Origin of the sequence: Rhodoblastus sphagnicola (assembly GCF_002937075.1) — a bacterium.
Taxonomy (GTDB): domain Bacteria; phylum Pseudomonadota; class Alphaproteobacteria; order Rhizobiales; family Beijerinckiaceae; genus Rhodoblastus; species Rhodoblastus sphagnicola.
Genome location: NZ_NHSJ01000043.1, coordinates 84,178 through 101,415, shown reverse-complemented (window position 1 = coordinate 101,415; position 17,238 = coordinate 84,178). Strand labels below are relative to the sequence as shown.

At 62.6% G+C, this 17,238-nt stretch carries 15 protein-coding genes; 9 read left to right on the top strand and 6 right to left on the bottom strand.

Translation table 11 applies throughout. The features are described 5' to 3' along the window. The first annotated feature begins 67 nt into the window (after positions 1 to 67). Positions 68 to 1,726 (top strand): acyl-CoA dehydrogenase family protein, encoded by a 1,659-nt coding sequence (locus tag CCR94_RS06980; RefSeq protein WP_104507154.1) that lies wholly within the window; start codon positions 68 to 70, stop codon positions 1,724 to 1,726. 30 nt (positions 1,727 to 1,756) lie between these two features. Here CCR94_RS06980 and CCR94_RS06975 read toward each other — a convergent pair whose 3' ends face one another. The 5 genes from CCR94_RS06975 to CCR94_RS06955 form a co-directional block, all read right to left on the bottom strand. Next, complete coding sequence (locus tag CCR94_RS06975; protein ID WP_104507153.1) at positions 1,757 to 2,047, bottom strand: RNA-binding S4 domain-containing protein; 291 nt, start codon at positions 2,045 to 2,047, stop codon at positions 1,757 to 1,759. Next, on the bottom strand, positions 2,048 to 3,277 hold the full coding sequence (locus tag CCR94_RS06970) for a GNAT family N-acetyltransferase (protein ID WP_158254655.1): 1,230 nt from the start codon (positions 3,275 to 3,277) through the stop codon (positions 2,048 to 2,050). A 147-nt stretch (positions 3,278 to 3,424) separates the two neighbouring features. Further along, positions 3,425 to 4,633, bottom strand: a complete 1,209-nt coding sequence (locus CCR94_RS06965; protein WP_104507151.1) for a CobW family GTP-binding protein — start codon at positions 4,631 to 4,633, stop codon at positions 3,425 to 3,427. Beyond that, the gene (locus CCR94_RS06960) at positions 4,630 to 5,991 is read right to left on the bottom strand and encodes a D-alanyl-D-alanine carboxypeptidase family protein (protein WP_104507192.1); all 1,362 of its coding nucleotides are present in this window, start codon (positions 5,989 to 5,991) and stop codon (positions 4,630 to 4,632) included. The genes CCR94_RS06965 and CCR94_RS06960 overlap by 4 nt, the downstream gene beginning before the upstream one ends. 149 nt (positions 5,992 to 6,140) lie before the next feature. Continuing rightward, a complete protein-coding gene (locus tag CCR94_RS06955) occupies positions 6,141 to 6,425 on the bottom strand; it encodes a BolA family protein (protein WP_104507191.1) in 285 nt (94 codons plus the stop codon). Positions 6,426 to 6,745: 320 nt separating this feature from the next. Between CCR94_RS06955 and CCR94_RS26445 the strand changes: the two genes are divergently transcribed. From CCR94_RS26445 to xth, 8 genes are all read left to right on the top strand, one after another. After that, positions 6,746 to 7,102, top strand: coding sequence for a J domain-containing protein (locus tag CCR94_RS26445; protein WP_338052973.1), 357 nt, complete (start codon positions 6,746 to 6,748; stop codon positions 7,100 to 7,102). A gap of 198 nt (positions 7,103 to 7,300) precedes the next feature. Then, a complete protein-coding gene (gene cobS, locus CCR94_RS06945) occupies positions 7,301 to 8,281 on the top strand; it encodes a cobaltochelatase subunit CobS (RefSeq protein ID WP_104507189.1) in 981 nt (326 codons plus the stop codon). Positions 8,282 to 8,306: 25 nt separating this feature from the next. After that, positions 8,307 to 10,190 carry a cobaltochelatase subunit CobT gene (gene cobT, locus CCR94_RS06940; protein WP_104507150.1) on the top strand — a complete coding sequence of 628 codons (1,884 nt, stop codon included), beginning with the start codon at positions 8,307 to 8,309 and terminating at the stop codon, positions 10,188 to 10,190. A 107-nt stretch (positions 10,191 to 10,297) separates the two neighbouring features. Continuing rightward, entirely contained in the window at positions 10,298 to 10,636 is a 339-nt protein-coding gene (gene fdxA / locus CCR94_RS06935; protein ID WP_104507149.1) for a ferredoxin FdxA, read from the top strand. Between the two features lie 606 nt (positions 10,637 to 11,242). Beyond that, positions 11,243 to 11,818: a CarD family transcriptional regulator gene (locus CCR94_RS06930; RefSeq protein ID WP_104507188.1), complete on the top strand. Its 576-nt coding sequence runs from the start codon at positions 11,243 to 11,245 to the stop codon at positions 11,816 to 11,818. Positions 11,819 to 11,998: 180 nt separating this feature from the next. Further along, positions 11,999 to 14,332 carry a DNA translocase FtsK gene (locus tag CCR94_RS06925; RefSeq protein ID WP_104507148.1) on the top strand — a complete coding sequence of 778 codons (2,334 nt, stop codon included), beginning with the start codon at positions 11,999 to 12,001 and terminating at the stop codon, positions 14,330 to 14,332. A 140-nt stretch (positions 14,333 to 14,472) separates the two neighbouring features. Then, a complete protein-coding gene (locus CCR94_RS06920) occupies positions 14,473 to 15,144 on the top strand; it encodes an outer-membrane lipoprotein carrier protein LolA (RefSeq protein ID WP_244593966.1) in 672 nt (223 codons plus the stop codon). A gap of 68 nt (positions 15,145 to 15,212) precedes the next feature. Continuing rightward, entirely contained in the window at positions 15,213 to 16,019 is an 807-nt protein-coding gene (gene xth, locus CCR94_RS06915) for an exodeoxyribonuclease III (protein ID WP_244593965.1), read from the top strand. Here xth and CCR94_RS06910 read toward each other — a convergent pair. Beyond that, entirely contained in the window at positions 15,997 to 17,208 is a 1,212-nt protein-coding gene (locus tag CCR94_RS06910) for a TIGR03862 family flavoprotein (protein WP_104507145.1), read from the bottom strand. The two genes, xth and CCR94_RS06910, sit on opposite strands and share 23 nt — an antisense overlap. Positions 17,209 to 17,238: the final 30 nt, after the last annotated feature.

The following is a 17,238-nucleotide window of genomic DNA, read 5'->3' as shown; positions in this document are numbered from 1 at the left end:
GCCGCAATATGCGGCGCGATAATCCGCCTTCATACGAATTTTTGTCATCCGAAATGCAGGAGCCGACATGACTCAGGCCGCCAACGAAGACCTTTTTGCCCTCGGCCGCAAGGCGACCCACGCCATCCAGGCGCTTTACACCGACGCGGTCGTGAGCCTGCGCGGAAAAGTCGTTGAAAACGGCAAATTGTCCAATGCCCTGATCGAAAAGGAACAGCACGCCGCCCACGGCCTCGCCTGGTTCGCCACTTATGTCGAATCCGTGCGCGAAATGCTGGCCTATGCCGAGCGCATCAATGGCGAAGGCCGCTATGGCGAAACCGAAGACCTGCTGACCCGCATCGGCGTCGGCGAATATCTGGCGCAGATCTTTGGCGGCATCGCCATGAGCCAGGGCGAAATCATCCGCCTGTCGGATTTCGGCCTGTCGCTGGAATCGATCGCCGCCAAGAAAATCCCCGAGATCGACACGCTGATCGCGACCGGCAACACCGTCGCCAATCGCGCCCGCCTGGTCGATCTGGTCGATCACGCCGAAGCCTCGGCCACCGTCGGCGCGCCCGGCCTCGACGAGACGCTGGAAGCCATCCGCGAGGAAATCCGCAAATATGCGGAAGCCGAAGTCGTGCCGCACGCCCATGAATGGCACCTCAAGAACGAATATATCCCGCTCGAAATCATTCAGGGCCTCGCCGATCTCGGCGTGTTCGGCCTGACCTTGCCGGAGGAATTCGGCGGCATGGGCCTCGGCAAGGAAGCCATGTGCGTGGTTACCGAGGAACTTTCGCGCGCCTATATCGGCGTCGGCTCGCTCGGCACCCGTTCGGAAATCGCCGGCGAACTGATTCTGTGCGGCGGCACCCAGGCGCAGAAGGAGAAATACCTGCCGAAAATCGCCTCCGGCGAAATCCTGCCGACGGCGGTGTTCACCGAGCCGAACACGGGCTCCGACCTCGCCTCGCTGCGCACCCGCGCCGTGAAGGAGGGCGATAAATATATCGTCAACGGCAACAAGACCTGGATCACCCATCCGGTTCGCGCCGATCTGATGACCCTGCTGGTGCGCACCAACCCGAATGAGCCGGGTTACAAGGGCCTGTCCATGTTGCTGGCGGAAAAGCCGCGCGGCGACGACGCCAACCCTTTCCCGGCCAAGGGCATGTCCGGCGGCGAAATCCACGTGCTCGGCTATCGCGGCATGAAGGAATATGAAATCGCCTTCGACGGTTTCGAGGTTCCCGCCGAAAACCTGCTCGGCGGCGTCGAGGGCCAGGGCTTTAAACAACTCATGCAGACGTTTGAAGGCGCCCGCATCCAGACGGCGGCCCGCGCCGTCGGCGTGGCGCAATGCGCCATGGAGCTGGCGCTGCGCTACGCCAAGGAGCGCATCCAGTTCGGCAAGGCGCTGGTCCATTTCCCGCGCGTGGCCGACAAGATCGCCATGATGGCGGTGGAAGTGCACATCGCCCGCCAGATCACCTATTTCGCGGCGCGCGCGAAAGACGAGGGCAAGCGCTGCGACCTCGAAGCCGGTCAGGCCAAGCTGCTCGGCGCCCGCGTCGCCTGGGCCGCCGCCGACAACGCCCTGCAAATCCACGGCGGCAACGGCTTCGCCTTGGAATATCCGGTGTCGCGCGTGCTGTGCGACGCCCGCATCCTCAACATTTTCGAGGGCGCGGCGGAAATCCAGGCGCAGGTCATCGCCCGCCGACTGCTTGAAGGCTGATCGATCCGAGAGCGCGCCTTACAGGCGCGCTCATTCGCCCTCGGGCGCGTCGGGACCGATGAGCCGATAGAGTTTTTGCGCCTCGGGATAGGAGCCGCGCCGCTCGGCGCAGCCGAGGATTTCCAGGACAACCACTTTTTGCGCCAGGGCGATGGTCAGCACATTTCCCGAGCCGACCTGTCGGGCCACCTGTTGCGCCTTGCGGCCGTCAACGCGAACATAGCCGTGCTCAATCAACTCCTGAGCCAGCGCGCGCGTTCGCGCCATGCGCGCGAACCACAACCACTTGTCGAGGCGCTGGCGGCCGCAATCGCCGCTCATTCAGCGCGCCTTGATCCGCGCCAGAACGGTCTTGACCCTTTCCCGCAACGAGCGGCGAAACTTTTCGCGTTGCAACACGACATTGAACGCGAAGGCGCGATCCGGCGCGGCGCCCATCATGACGTCGGCGATGCACAAGCGTCCGCGCCAGAGGTGATCGATCATCGGATGATTGGCGACGGCGCAGGAATCCACCGTTGCGACGTCCTTGTCCTCGAGCAGGCGGTCGGTCATGTCCATGGTCAGCAAAACGCCCGGCGACAGCGAACGGTAATCCTCGTCATAGGTGGTTTTCCAGAAATAGGCGCCGCCCCGGGAATCCAGCAAGACGATATTTCCGGCGATCATCTTCTGGTTGAGCGACAGCCAATAGATCCGGCATTTGCCGTCAAGCCCAAGCGTCCGGCTCATCGCACGCAGGAAGGTCGCCAAACCCGCGTCATTGAGAAAGGCCGTGCCTTTCTCGCCCTTCCAGCCCTTGGCCTCCAGCAGCATATAGGCCTCGATCTGCGCGCGGAGGTCGTCGGCGTCGCGCGTCACATGGAACGCCACTGCGCCCAACTCGCGCAAACGCCGATACTGCCGCTGCAATTCCTTGCGTTTCCTGGACGAAATGAAGTCGCGGGCGCCAACCGCCACCGGAGTGGCGTCGAGTCTGGCGCGGTCATATTGCCCGACAATTTTGAAAGGAAGATTGTGTCGCCGCGCATGCTCGCTCATGGCGATGAAATCCGGATTGGTCTTGACCAACTGGGTCGTTTCCAAGACGCTGAGATGGCGGTGATGTTGGCGCAGCCACGCCGTCATCCGCTCCAGCGCGAAGGGCGCGCGGGCGCGGTCGAGCAAGGGCGCGCCGGAGCAACCGTAATCGTGGCTCCAACTCCGCGCCAGCGACGAAAACGTGGATTGCGGCAACAGGAGAGGCCAGACGCCCAGCAGACGGCCGCGCGCCTTCACGCCTTCAGCCTCCCAGCAAAACAGGAATTCGGGTTTGCCGGAGCCTGGAATATGGCGCGCGGCGTTCAAGGCGAAACCGGGCGCGAAGAAGATGTTCGGCTCCAGCGCGCGTTCACAGAGGTCCGCCCATTCGGCCGTATAGTTTTGCGCCTCTTCCACGCCGAGACATTCGAGGAAATGCGGGAAGGGCGGCTGAGAATCGTCGGCCCCGCGCGCGAGGTCCGCCTCCGGGGATCGCGGCGCGTCCAAAGCGCCCGGCGATAGCCCGTTCAAGAATGAGGCAGGAAGCCAGTACGAATCGGTCAAATGCTTCAACTCCGGCCATATCAGCGACAAAGTCCGGCATTTTGCGCCGTTTTGACACCAAATGACCTCACCAGAACAGCTCCAGTTAGAATCATTCAAACTTTGGGCCAGAATTCAGCCGAGCAGTCCGCCCGCTCGCGGCGCCAGCGGATTTGCGCTCAATGCGGTCGCGTCCGGCCTGTCGACGGCGGCCTGACCCGCGAAGGCGCGATAGAGCCCTTCGACGAATTTTTCGTCGAGATCCTTGACGATGAAGACCATCCGGGTGCGCCGATCCGCATCGGGCCAGGAGTCCAGCCGAACCGGCGGATGAAAGACGTGCTGGACACCATGGATGACGAGGGGACGCTCGGCATCGTCCGACAGCGCGATCAAACCTTTGACGCGCAGGAGATTTGGCCCGTGCGCGCTGCGCAGCATTTCCAGAAACAGACCGCAGGCGTTCGGACTCAGCGGTTCCGCGCTGGTGAGACAGAAACTGCGGATAGCCTCGTCATGGTTGCCGTGATCGTGATGGGCATGGTCGTGATGGGCATGGTCGTGGTGCGCGTGATCGTGGTCCTCGCCGCAAACGGCGCAGGTGTCGGTCGATGCTGTGTCGGTGACGGCCGTTTCGGCCAAGGCCTCGGCGTTCAGCCAGGCGCGAACATTCGGGCGCGCGGAGTCGGGATCATGCAAACCCGCATTGAGCAATTCGGCCGCGCCGATCGGATCCTCGGCGCGCAGCAAGCGCGCGGTCGGATTGATGTTGTGGAGCCGGCGCGTCAGAGTTTCGAACGCATGCCTTCTTTCGTCGCTGTCGAGCAGATCGGTCTTGGAAAGCACCAGACGATCCGCGATGGCGGCCTGTTTCAGCGCTTCCGGGTGATTTTGAAGCGTGGCTGCGCCATTGACCGCATCGACCAAGGTCACGATGCCGTCCAACCGGAAGCGCATCAGGAAATAAGGGTGGCTCATGAGCGTGTGCAGCACGGGCGCGGGATCGGCGAGGCCCGTGGTTTCGATGATCACCCGGTCGAATTCCCCCATGCGGCCGTTGTCGCGGTCACGCAGCAGTTTCTCCAGCGCATCGACGAGATCGCCGCGAATGGTGCAACACACGCATCCCGACGCCAGCATCACCATGTCGCCGTCGATCTTCTCGACGAAGAGATGATCCAGCCCGATCTCGCCGAATTCGTTGATCAGCACGACGGACCGGGCCAGGCCGGGATCGCGCAACAGGCGATTGAGCAGGGTCGTCTTGCCGGCCCCAAGGAATCCCGTGAGGATCGTCAGCGGAACCGGCGCGGGGCGTTGCGATCTCGATGAGGCGTCTGTCAATGCGCGGCCGCCTTGTCGTGCTTGGGCTGGTCGGCGCCCGCCTTCGCCTTGTCATCCTTTTTTGTCGCCGCGCCCTTGATCGCGGCCGCTTTGTGCTTGGCGGCCTTGTGGGCGTGGACCGGCTTCGGCGCGGGCGTCGCCGCATGATGGGAGATCGCCGAAGCCGCGGCGGCGGCTGGCGGCGCGGAATAAGCGATGACGCCGATCGGCGTGTCGGCGGGACGAGGACCGGCGACCGGTCCCTGATAGCCCGGCGCCGGGCCAACAAAGAGATCGACGGGTTCATAGCTGGGACGCGGCAAGGCGGCGATTGCCGCGCCGCTGGCCGGCGCCGCCTGTTCGCCTTCCGCCGCCGCGACCGGCGCGGCAAAATCCTCGCTCTCGGCGGCGAGTTGCGCTTGCTTGCTCCGGCCGCCGCAAGCCACGGCCTTCATGTTCGGCGGCGCGCCGCCAGCCGAGGGCAGGTCGGCGATCGTGGTGTTCGAAGCGGAACCGGCGAAGGATTGATTCAGCAGGTCAACCGCGTGAGCGGTGCGCACGCGCGCGGACGTGTCGCCAAAGACCACAACGATCACCCGACGGCCTGACCGCGTGGCGCTGGCGACCAGATTGAACCCCGCCGGACAGGTAAAGCCGGTCTTCATCCCGTCGGCGCCGGGATAGCGGCCGAGCAGCCCATTGTGGGTGGGCACGATCTGGTCCCCGAGCCTGAAGGCGCCGATATTGAAGAGATCGGCGCGCTCGGGAAAGCGCAGCAGGATGGCGCGACCCAAAATCGCCATGTCGCGCGCGGAACTGTAATGATTGGGATCGTGCAGCCCGTTTGGATTGACGAAATGCGACTCCTGCATGCCCAGGGCGTGCGCCGACGCATTCATCTCATCGGCGAAAGCCTCGACCGATCCCGAGACGCCCTCGGCGATGGTGACAGCAAGATCGTTGGCCGACTTGACCATCAGCATTTTCAAGGCATTTCCCAGCGTCACCTGGGCGCCCGGCGCAAAACCCATTTTGGAAGGTTGCATCCGGGCCGCGCGCGCGCTCACGAACAGGGGCGTATCGAGCGTAAGCCGCCCCGACTTGACAGCGTCGAGCGCCACGTAAACCGTCATCAGTTTCGTCACCGAGGCCGGGAACCAGGCGCGGGTCGAATCGCGTTGGGCGATGACGCGGCCGCTCTCCACGTCGATGGCGATATAAGGGGTCGGCACATGCGCGACCGCCGCTTGCGCGGGCGCGGCTTTGGCTTTGGCGTGCTTGCGCGCGGCGAAAGCCTGGTTCGGCGCAGCAAGGCCAGGCAGGAGGAGCGCCGTGAGCAAAGTCAGACGCAGAGAGGAACGAAAGGACTTGGGACTCATGGCGTTCCGCATACCTCCGGATCGCGTTTCAGGCAAATTCGCGTATTAGACGCTCAAGGGCGCGTTATGGACGCCCCCGCCGTCAAATCAAAGCTCAAAAGCGCGTCGGTTCCGATGCGCCTTGCTTGCGGCGATTTAATGACCGCCGTTCATTCGCCCGGCGCGCGCGTATCGAGCGCCAGCGCATGCAATCCGCCGGCGAATTCGTCGGCGAACAGCGCATTGACGGCGCGATGTCGCTCCACGCGGCTTTTTCCCGCAAAGTCGGGCGAGACGATCCGAACGCGGAAATGCGTTTCTCCCCCCTGCGGCGCCCCGCCTTCATGCACGATATGACCCGCATGCTTGTGAGAGTCGTCGATGACCTCGACCTCTGTCGAGGCGAAGGCCTGCCTGAGCTTCGATTCCATGCGTTCGCGGAGACTGAGCGCCATTTTTTTCACCTGTTCCTTCATTTGCGGGCAATTTGGTAAGTCAACGGATTTAATCTCCTCATCATCCTTGCCCCCGGCGCCGACCACGCCATATCATGCCGAACATGAACCTCAACTCACCCTTGTTCGACCGAATCAGGACGCGACGCGAAGCCAAGACGGAGCCTAGCCCCGCGCGTGGGACGGTTTGCTCGCATCCCGGTTGCCAGGCCCCCGGCGAATTCCGCGCGCCGATGGGGCGGTTGCGGGAAGGGCAGTATTTTTGTTTCTGTCTCGATCATGTCAAAGAATATAACGCGACTTACAACTATTTTAACGGCATGAGCGACGAAGATGTCCTCCGCTATCAGAAGGACGCCGTGATCGGCCACCGGCCGACCTGGAAAATGGGCGCCAACCGCGCTGGCGTCGCCAGCGCCGGCATGCAGGATCCTTTCCATATGCAGGGCGCCAAGGCGGGCAAGAGCCGGACGCCCAAGCACGGGGTTGTCGCCCGCAAGGCCTTGCACGTTCTCGGTCTTGACGATGAAGCGCGCCCCGCCGAGATCAAGGGGCGCTACAAGGAAATGGTCAAGAGACTGCATCCCGACGCCAATGGCGGGGATCGTTCCAATGAAGATAAGCTGCGCGAGATCATCAACGCCTACAATGTGCTGCGCTCCTCTCGGGCCGTATGATCCCGGCCTGATCCAAGAAATCCAAGCTTTTGCTTGTAGGCCCGCGCGCCGAAAGGCTATCAAGGATTCCGAGTCTTTGAGGCTAGGCCCGTCGCCGCCCGGACGTGCATGGATAAAACCCGTCGGATCGCGCGCGTCCGCTTCGCACTGGAGAGGAAAAAGCGCGGCGACAATGGAGGACAGAAGCAATTGACGTCGATGACAACGCCCAAGCTCGCGATTCCAGACACATTCATCGCGGTGCGCGAAACCTTCGGCTTCGATTCGGCTATGAAGGTTCCCGCGTTCTCCACGCGAACTGAACATGTGCCGGAACTTGATCCGGATTATCTGTTCGATCGCACCACCACGCTCGCCATCCTCGCCGGTTTCGCCTTCAACCGCCGCGTCATGGTCACCGGCTATCACGGCACCGGCAAATCGACCCATATCGAGCAGGTCGCGGCCCGGCTGAACTGGCCCTGCGTGCGCGTCAATCTCGACAGCCACGTCTCGCGCGTCGATCTGGTCGGCAAGGACGCCATCGTCCTTAAGGACGGCAAGCAGATCACCGAATTCCGCGACGGCATCCTGCCTTGGGCGTTGCAGAACAATATCGCTCTCTGTTTCGACGAATATGACGCCGGCCGCCCGGACGTGATGTTCGTGATCCAGCGCGTTCTCGAGGTCTCCGGCCGGCTGACGCTGCTGGACCAGAATCGCGTCATCAAGCCCCATCCCGCCTTCCGCCTGTTCTGCACCGCGAATACGATCGGCTTGGGCGACACCTCCGGTCTCTATCACGGCACGCAGCAGATCAACCAGGGGCAGATGGATCGCTGGTCGATCGTCACCATGCTGAACTACCTGCCGCACGACAAGGAGGTCGAAATCGTGGCCGCCAAGGTCAAGCACGGTCTGGCGGGCGGCGATGGGCGCGACACGATCGGCAAGATGGTTCGTGTCGCCGATCTCACCCGCAACGCCTTCATGGCCGGCGATCTCTCCACGGTGATGAGCCCGCGCACGGTGATCACCTGGGCGGAAAACTGTGAAATCTTCGGCGACATCGGCTTCGCCTTCCGGCTGACCTTCCTCAACAAGTGCGACGAACTCGAACGGCCGCTGGTCGCCGAATTCTACCAGCGCTGTTTCGGCAAGGATCTGCCCGAATCGGCGTTGAATGTCGCTCTGAGCTGACCATTTTTCGGCGAGGTCGCGCCCTTTGACGTCTTCCAACCAAAAGGCCCCGGGTCCCCGCGAGGCGCCCTCCGAACCGTTCAAGCGGGCGGTGGTCGGCTGTCTGCGCGCCATGGCGGCCAAGCCCGGGCTCGAAGTCAGCTTTGTCGTCGACAAGCCGGGCGCAATTCAGGCTGTGGAGCCTGGCGCGCCGCGGCTGCCCGAACCGCCGCGCCGGATGAGCGCGCAGGATGCGACCGTGCTGCGCGGCCAGGCGGATTCCGCCGCGCTGCGGATCGCCTGTCATGACGCCGGGTTGCATCGCAAGATCATGCCGCGCGGCGAGGCCGCGCGGGCGATCTTCGACGCGCTCGAGCAGACGCGCGTGGAATGTGTTGGCGCGCGGCGCATGGTTGGCGTCGCCCAGAATCTCGAAGCGGCCCTGAACGACCGCTATCAACGCGCGGGCCTGTCCGCCGTCCGCGCGCGCGACGACGCGCCGCTGGAAGACGCCCTGGCCCTGCTGGCGCGCGAGCGGCTGACCGGACGCCCCCCGCCCGACGCGGCGCGCGGAGTCGTCGAGCTTTGGCGCGACGTCATCGAGACCCAGGCGGGCGCGACATTGGCGCGCCTGGACTCGGCGCTGGAAGATCAGCGCGGCTTTGCGAAAATCGTCCGCCACATCCTGGAGGATCTCGATCTGGCGGAAGCCGGCGACGATCGGATCGACGAGGACGATGAAGACTCCAACGATCGCCCGGACAATGGCGAGGACGAGTCAGGGGGCGAGGGCGAGCAGGAACAGGCCTTCGATCAACTCAAGAGCGAACGCGTCGAGGATGCCGACGAGGCCACGCCCGACTTCGAGGGCGACGTGGAGAGCGGTCCGCCGGGCGAAACGCCCGACGATCTCGCGCCCGGCGAGAGCGACGAGCCCTCGGGAACGCGGCGTCCGCCGCCGTCCAACGCCATGGCGCCCGGCGCGGACTATCGCGCCTTCGCGCCCCAATTCGACGAGACCGTCAACGCCGAGGATCTTTGCGATCCCGAGGAGTTGGAACGGTTGCGCGCCTATCTCGACAAGCAGTTGCTCCATCTCTCGGCGGTCGTGGCGCGACTGGCCAACCGCTTGCAAAGACGGCTGCTGGCGCAGCAGAACCGCGCCTGGGAATTCGACCTCGAAGAAGGCATGCTCGACCCGGCGCGGCTGTCGCGCGTGATCGTCGATCCGCAGACGCCGCTTTCGTTCAAGCGCGAGAAGGACGCCGATTTCCGCGACACCGTGGTGACGCTGCTGATCGACAATTCAGGTTCGATGCGGGGCCGCCCCATCACCGTGGCGGCGACTTGCGCCGACATTCTGGCGCGCACGCTGGAGCGTTGCGGCGTCAAGGTGGAAATCCTCGGGTTCACGACCAAGGCCTGGAAGGGCGGGCAGGCGCGCGAAGCCTGGCTCGCCGCGGGTAAGCCGGCCAACCCCGGCCGCCTCAACGACCTGCGACATATCGTCTACAAATCGGCCGACGCGCCCTGGCGCCGGTCGAGGAAGAATCTCGGCCTCATGATGCGCGAGGGGCTGCTCAAGGAGAATATCGACGGCGAAGCCTTGGATTGGGCCTACAAGAGATTGCTCGGTCGTTCGGAGCAACGCAAGATTCTGATGATGATCTCCGATGGCGCGCCCGTCGACGATTCCACGCTTTCCGTAAACGCCGGCCACTATCTGGAGAAACATCTTCGCCAGATGATCGGCCAGATCGAGAGCCAGAACCTTGTCGAACTTCTCGCCATCGGCATTGGACATGATGTCACGCGTTATTACAGCCGCGCCCTGACCATCGTCGACGCCGAGGAGCTTGGCGGCGCCATGACCGAGAAACTGGCGGAACTGTTCTCGGACACGCAAACGCGCGCCCATGGCGGCCGATAAATTGGACGCGGCGCGCCAAGCATGGCTTGCATAGCGTCAACAAAAGCGGTAGCTAGCCGCACATTCATAGTTGATCGCGCGGTTTCAGGTCGCGTGCGGAGAGGATAATGGCCTACGTCGTCGTCGACAATTGCATCATGTGCAAGTACATGGATTGTGTCGAGGTGTGCCCCGTGGATTGTTTCTACGAGGGCGAGAACATGCTTGTCATCAACCCCGATGAATGCATCGACTGCGGCGTCTGCGAGCCGGAATGTCCGGCCGAGGCGATCAAGCCCGACACGGAGCCGGATCTTGAAAAATGGCTCGCGCTGAACGCCGAATACGCGCAGCTTTGGCCCAACGTCACGATCAAGCGCGACGCCATGCCGCAGGCCAAGGAACACGACGGTCGCGAAGGCAAGCTGGAGGCCTTTTTCAGCAAGAACCCCGGCCAGGGCGACTGAGAAAAGGCGACATACGCAAGTCGCATTCGCGACTTGCGGCGCCGATCTTAACCATTGACCGCCTGGAGATTTTGGCGGATCAATAATCCTTTGATTCGTTCGTTAATTTATGATATTGAAGCTCACGCAGTCGCCAGACAGAACGCGCGACAATCTTAAGCTCGTGAGGAAATAGTGACCAAACGGCACAGTCCCCGCTCAGGCGTGGGGCTTATTTTAACTTCGTCGCGTCATGCTTCGTCACGTCTCTCGCTCCGAATGCCGAGCTCACAACGGAGTCCGGTTTCCTGAAGCTCATGTGGTGATCGGGACATCGACTCGGCGGTGCGCGTTCGCTTTGCCGCGGCAACGTTCGGCTCGTAAGCAACAAAGGGAATCCGCATCGAAAAACGCGTCTGCAAGCGATTTCAGCCCCTACCGGGCTGAGAAGGGTGGACTGCCCGCCCTTATCGAAGTTTCAGCTCAAGGCCGATCGGCTTTCGGGCTGGAGATTTGAACTCAAACCTTAGCGAATGGTTCAAGGTGACGCAAAAAAAACTCTCCTTGTCGGCGAACGCCGCGACGACCGCTCCTCGTTCCAACGATCAAAACAAGCCTCAAGCCCCCATCAAACCTGCCAAGGGAGGATCGACGAAGGCGAGCTTCAGAGCCAGTGAATTCATCGTATATCCAGCTCATGGCGTCGGCCAGATCACCGCGATCGAAGAGCAGGAAGTCGCCGGTTTCAAGCTTGAACTCTACGTCATTTCCTTCGCCAAGGACAAAATGACGCTCAAGGTTCCCACGCCGAAGGTCGCGTCGGTCGGCATGCGCAAGCTCGCCGAAGCCGATGTCGTCAAGAAAGCCTTGGACACGCTGACGGGCCGCGCGCGCGTCAAGCGCACCATGTGGTCGCGCCGCGCGCAGGAATACGAGGCCAAGATCAACTCTGGCGATCTCGTCTCCATCGCGGAAGTGGTGCGTGATCTCTATCGGTCGGAAGTTCAGCCCGAACAGTCGTATTCCGAACGGCAGCTTTATGAGGCCGCCCTCGATCGCATGGCGCGCGAGATCGCGGTCGTGCAGAAGTTGACGGACAGCGAAGCGCTGAAGGTCATAGAGGGTCAGTTGCAGAAGAGCCCGCGTCGCACGGCCAAGACCGAAGAACCCGCCGACGACGCCGATGTCGAAGAAGCCGCCTGAGCGCATTCCGGCCATATCACGGATAAAAAGCGGCTTTCGAGCCGCTTTTTTTATGTCTGGCCCGACCGTCAGAAGGTTAAGCGTCGGTTAACCCGGCGACGTTATGCTGAACACCTCCCTAAATGCGCGAGGACAGACCCAGGGCTCATGCGCACGACAACCTTCCCCTTCGGAGATTTCATGCCCGAAACCGCGCGGCTGTTCATGCAGCGTCGGCTTCAGGAGCTTGTCGGCCTTGCGATCATAGCCGCAACCTTGGCGCTGGGCGCGTCCCTGGCGACCTGGTCCATCAACGACCCCAGCCTGAACCACGCCACCGACGCGCCCGTGCGCAATCTGCTCGGCGTCAACGGCGCCATCGTCGCCGACCTCGTCATGCAACTCATCGGCGTGAGTTCCATCGCCTTGCTCGCGCCGCTCGGGTTTTTCGGCTGGCGGGTCGCCGTTCACCAACCCGCCCGCCAGAGCCGGCTGCGGTCCGGTTATTGGCTGCTCGGCATCATCTCGTCGGCGGCGCTCGCGTCCCTCCTGCCCAACACGGAGCGTTGGCCTCTGCCGACCGGAATGGGCGGCGTGATCGGCGATTCGGTTCTTTCGCTGCCCCGTCTCTATTTTTCCGACGCGGGCCTGGTGCTGACCAGCTTCGTGCTCTCGGTCGCGGCGATCTTTTCCTTGTCCCTTGCCGCCGGCTTCGGCAATCTCCCGCAATCCGACAAACTGAAAACGCGCGACGAGGCGCGCCTCGGCTTCCAAGCGAAAAAGGACCGGGCCACGCGGCGGTGGTTCGATCGGTTGACACGATTTCTCCCTTTGAACCGCGCGCGTTCGACCGCCCCCTCCGCCGCTGCGCCTCGCGACGAGCCGGGGTTTGACGCCGATCAACAGGAGGTGGCCAAAGGCCGCGGCGCCAATGCAGGAGAGTCCGCGACGGCGCGAAACGCCGCCGCCCCCTGGCGCCAGCAGGTTCATTCAAAGTCTCGGCTTGCAAACGATCCCTTTGGCCTTCCCGAAACCGAATTGTTGAATCTTCCCAAAGCCGGACCGCGATCCGTTCCTCAGGAAAGCCTGGAACAAAGCGCGGTCCTGCTCGAAAGCGTGCTCGAGGATTTTTCCGTCAAGGGCGATATCGTCAGCGTCCACCCCGGCCCTGTTGTGACGCTTTACGAATTCGAGCCTGCGCCGGGGATCAAGTCCTCGCGGGTGATCGGGCTGGCCGACGACATCGCCCGCTCGATGTCGGCGGTCTCCGCCCGCGTCGCCGTGGTGCCCGGCCGCAACGCCATCGGCATCGAACTGCCCAATCCCCGCCGCGAGACCGTCTACCTGCGCGAACTCATCGCCTCCGCCGATTTCACCGATTCAAAGCACCGCCTCGCCATCGCGCTCGGCAAAACCATCGGCGGCGAGCCCGTCATCGTCGATCTCGCCAAAATGCCCCATCTGCTCGTCGCCGGCACCACCGGTTCGGGCAAGTCGGTCGCCATCAACACCATGATCCTCAGCCTGCTCTACAAGCTGAAACCGCAGGACTGCCGCCTGATCATGGTCGATCCCAAAATGCTGGAGCTGTCGGTTTACGACGGCATCCCCCATCTGCTCACCCCCGTCGTCACCGACCCGAAAAAGGCCGTGGTGGCGCTCAAATGGGCGGTGCGCGAGATGGAGGACCGCTACAAGAAAATGTCCAAGCTCGGCGTGCGCAACATCGACGGGTTTAACGCCCGCGTCACTGAAGCCGCGGCGAAGGGCGAGGTCATCACCCGCACGGTGCAAACCGGTTTTGACCGCGAAACCGGGGAAGCGGTTTACGAACAGGAGCAGATGGACCTGTCGACGCTGCCCTATATCGTGGTGATCGTCGATGAAATGGCCGACCTGATGATGGTGGCCGGCAAGGAGATCGAAGGCGCGATCCAGCGTCTGGCGCAAATGGCGCGCGCGGCCGGCATCCACCTGATCATGGCGACGCAGCGCCCCTCGGTCGATGTCATCACCGGCACGATCAAGGCGAATTTCCCCACCCGCATCTCGTTCCAGGTGACGTCCAAGATCGACAGCCGCACCATATTGGGCGAGATGGGCGCGGAGCAACTGCTGGGCCAGGGCGACATGCTCTACATGGCCGGCGGCGGCCGCATCGTGCGCGTGCATGGTCCGTTCGTCTCGGACACCGAGGTTGAGCGCGTGGTGGCGCATCTCAAGATGCAGGGGCAGCCGGAATATCTCGACGCGGTCACGGTCGAGGACGATGGCGAGGACGACGAGTCCGCGTCGCTGTCTACGGGCGACGACGAGGGGGCCGATCTCTACGACCGCGCGGTGGCGGTGGTGCTGCGCGACAAGAAATGCTCGACCTCCTATGTGCAACGCCGGCTTTCGGTCGGCTACAACAAGGCGGCCTCGCTGGTCGAGCGCATGGAGAAGGAAGGCGTGGTCGGCCCCGCCAACCACGCCGGAAAACGCCAGATCCTCGTCGGAGGCGGCGTGGATCGCGGCGCGTTCGAGGTGGAATAGCGTCCTATTGCCGCCACAAACAAAATTCTATAGTCCGGTCTCATGCGTCGTGGCGCCTCCTTGATCCATAACCCTTCAAGGCCTTGAGCCTCTGCACAGCCGGCCACCTCGGGTCGAAGGTCCGTTTCATGAAACTCAGCATGGCTATCCTCTTGTGCGGCCTGGCGCTGTCGCCGGTCGTGGAGCCGGTTTTCGCGCAAGCCAGCAAGACGGTAGAGAAGAAAGTCGTCAAGCCGGAAGTAAAAGTCGTCAAGCCGGAAATATCGGCGATCAGCGATCCCGAGGTCGCCATTCAAATGGCCGACGATTATTTCAATTCCTCACGCGTCATGACGGCGGACTTTGTCCAGACGGGCCAGGATGGTCGCCGCGCCGAAGGCAAGCTTTACGTGGTCAAGCCGGGACGGATGCGGTTTGAATATGCTCAACCGGCGACGATGGAGATCATCGCCGATGGCGTATCGGTCGCTATACGCGACCGCAAGCTCAAGACGCAGGAACTCTATTTCATCGAACAGACACCGTTGAAATTCTTGCTCAAGAACGATCTGCGCCTGAAAAAAGACGTCAAGATTACCGACGTGGCGCTAACGAAAGACAAAACCGTCATCAGCCTTGAAGACTCGACGACCTTTGGCGGCACTTCAACGATCCGCCTGTCCTTCGACATGAAGAATTTTAACTTGACGCAATGGGCTGTCAAGGATCCGCAAGGATATGAAACGCTCGTGGTCCTGCACAACATCGATCGCGCCACCATACCCAGTCCGAGCCTGTTTCACATCCCGAGCGAAGGCCTCTTTTCCGAATAACCCCAAACAACATCATGAGCGGCGCCGGTCTCGCGTGGCGACATCCAGCGCCAGGGCTGGAGTTTTATGTGAACGTCAAGATCACCACCTGGAACATAAATTCCATCCGACTGCGCATCGGCTTGGTTATCGATTTCCTCGCCAAACATTCGCCTGACATTATTTGCTTTCAGGAAACCAAGTGTCGCGACAGTGAATTTCCGCTCTCCGCCCTGCGGCAAGCGGGCTACGAGCATATTCTCGTCAATGGCCAGAAGGGCTATCACGGCGTCGCGATCGCATCGCGCCTCCCCCTGAGCGAGGCGCTCCGTCGGGATTTTTGCGACAAGGGCGACGCGCGCCATATCGGCGCCGCGTTCACCGTGGGCGACCGATCAATTCATCTGCACAATTTTTACATTCCCGCAGGCGGCGACGAGCCTGATCCGGCCGTCAATGTGAAATTCGCGCACAAGCTCGCATTTCTCGATGAGTTCCATGGCTGGACTCAATCGGACGCCTTGGCCAAGGCCGACACCATTCTGGTTGGCGATTTCAACGTCGCGCCCCATGAGCACGACGTCTGGAGCCATAAGGCGCTGCTCAACGTCGTCAGCCACACGCCTGTCGAAACCGACAAGCTCAAGGCGATCCTGAACGATGGCGCGTGGGTGGACGCCCTGCGCCGTTTCACGCCGATGACCGAAAAACTTTACACGTGGTGGAGTTATCGGTCGCCGGATTGGGCCAAGGCCGACAAGGGCCGGCGACTCGATCACGTCTGGGTCTCGAACAGATTAGGCGACAATCTCACCAGTCTGGAGATTTTCAAGGAAGCGCGCGGTTGGGAGCGCCCTTCCGATCACGCGCCGGTCAGCGTGACGCTGACTCTTTAAGCCATTGCGCGGCGGCGGCGCCCGCCGCTCGGCCGGTGGCGAAACAGGCCGTCAGAAGATAACCGCCCGTCGGCGCCTCCCAGTCAATCATCTCGCCGGCGACGAACAGCCCCGGAAAGGCCTTGGCCATCAGTCTGTCGTCGAGGGCGTCCCACATGACGCCGCCTGCGGTCGATATAGCGCGGTCGAGGCCGGCAACGCCCTTTACCGCCAGAGGCAGCGACTTGATGCGCATGGCGAGTTCAACCGCGTCGGACGGCGGCGGGCCGGATTCCCGAAGCAGCGCGATCGCGACCGGTTCGAGATGGGCCGCCTTGCGCAGAAAATTCGACGTGCTCGCCTTGCCGCGCGGGCGCGCCAGCCGGGTTGCAAGCGCTTCAAGCGAGAGATCCGGCCGCAGGTCAAGCCGGACATCCGCCGTTGCGCCGGCGCGCAGCAGGCTGTCGATGTGATGCGAAAAGCCATAGACAACGCCGCCTTCCAGCCCGCGACGGGTCACCACGCATTCCCCTCGCGCGGTTTGATCTCCCAGGGACAGACGGATGTTTTTCAACGGCTGGCCCGCGAACCTGCTGGTGATTTCGTCGGACCACGCGATCACGAATCCTGAATTGGCGGGGCTCAAGGGCGTCGCGTTCAAGCCGATGGCCTTCAGCGGTTCGACCCAGCCGCCGTCAGCGCCGAGCCGAGGCCAGGAGGCGCCGCCAAGCGCCAATACGAAAACGTCGGCTTGCACGAACTGAACGCCATCAGGCCCCTCGAAACATGCCTTTTGGTCCTCGAAATGATCAAACCGGTGACGAAGATGAAATTCGACGTCCAGGCCGGCAAGGCGTCGCAACCACGCCCGCAGAAGGGGCGAGGTCTTGAAGCTCTTGGGAAAAACCCTTCCGCTGGAGCCAACAAACGTTTCCTCCCCCAGGCCGGCGCACCATTCGCGCAGGCGCTCAGGCCCGAAATCATGCAAAAAGGGCGCGATCTTCGTCGCGGCGTCGCCATAGCGGGTGATGAAGCGGGAAAACTCCTCCGAATGCGTCAGGTTCAGGCCACCCCGCCCCGCCATGAGGAATTTTCGGGCCGGACTCGACATGCGCTCGTAGACATGAGTCTTGACGCCGGCTTGGGCCAGGCATTCGGCGGCGCTCAGTCCCGCGGGACCGGCGCCGATGACGACAGCTGTTTTTCTCATATGTGGGCTTTACAATCTTTTCGCGGACCG

Excerpts from the sequence above, each read along its gene's own strand:
- CCR94_RS06910 (WP_104507145.1), bottom strand. The coding sequence starts at position 17,208 with ATGAGAAAAACAGCTGTCGTCATCGGCGCCGGTCCCGCGGGACTGAGC.
- fdxA (WP_104507149.1), top strand. The coding sequence starts at position 10,298 with ATGGCCTACGTCGTCGTCGACAATTGCATCATGTGCAAGTACATGGAT.
- CCR94_RS06925 (WP_104507148.1), top strand. The coding sequence starts at position 11,999 with ATGCCCGAAACCGCGCGGCTGTTCATGCAGCGTCGGCTTCAGGAGCTT.
- cobS (WP_104507189.1), top strand. The coding sequence starts at position 7,301 with ATGACAACGCCCAAGCTCGCGATTCCAGACACATTCATCGCGGTGCGC.
- CCR94_RS26445 (WP_338052973.1), top strand. The coding sequence starts at position 6,746 with ATGAGCGACGAAGATGTCCTCCGCTATCAGAAGGACGCCGTGATCGGC.
- CCR94_RS06975 (WP_104507153.1), bottom strand. The coding sequence starts at position 2,047 with ATGAGCGGCGATTGCGGCCGCCAGCGCCTCGACAAGTGGTTGTGGTTC.
- CCR94_RS06960 (WP_104507192.1), bottom strand. The coding sequence starts at position 5,991 with ATGAGTCCCAAGTCCTTTCGTTCCTCTCTGCGTCTGACTTTGCTCACG.
- CCR94_RS06955 (WP_104507191.1), bottom strand. The coding sequence starts at position 6,425 with ATGGCGCTCAGTCTCCGCGAACGCATGGAATCGAAGCTCAGGCAGGCC.
- CCR94_RS06920 (WP_244593966.1), top strand. The coding sequence starts at position 14,473 with ATGGCTATCCTCTTGTGCGGCCTGGCGCTGTCGCCGGTCGTGGAGCCG.
- CCR94_RS06980 (WP_104507154.1), top strand. The coding sequence starts at position 68 with ATGACTCAGGCCGCCAACGAAGACCTTTTTGCCCTCGGCCGCAAGGCG.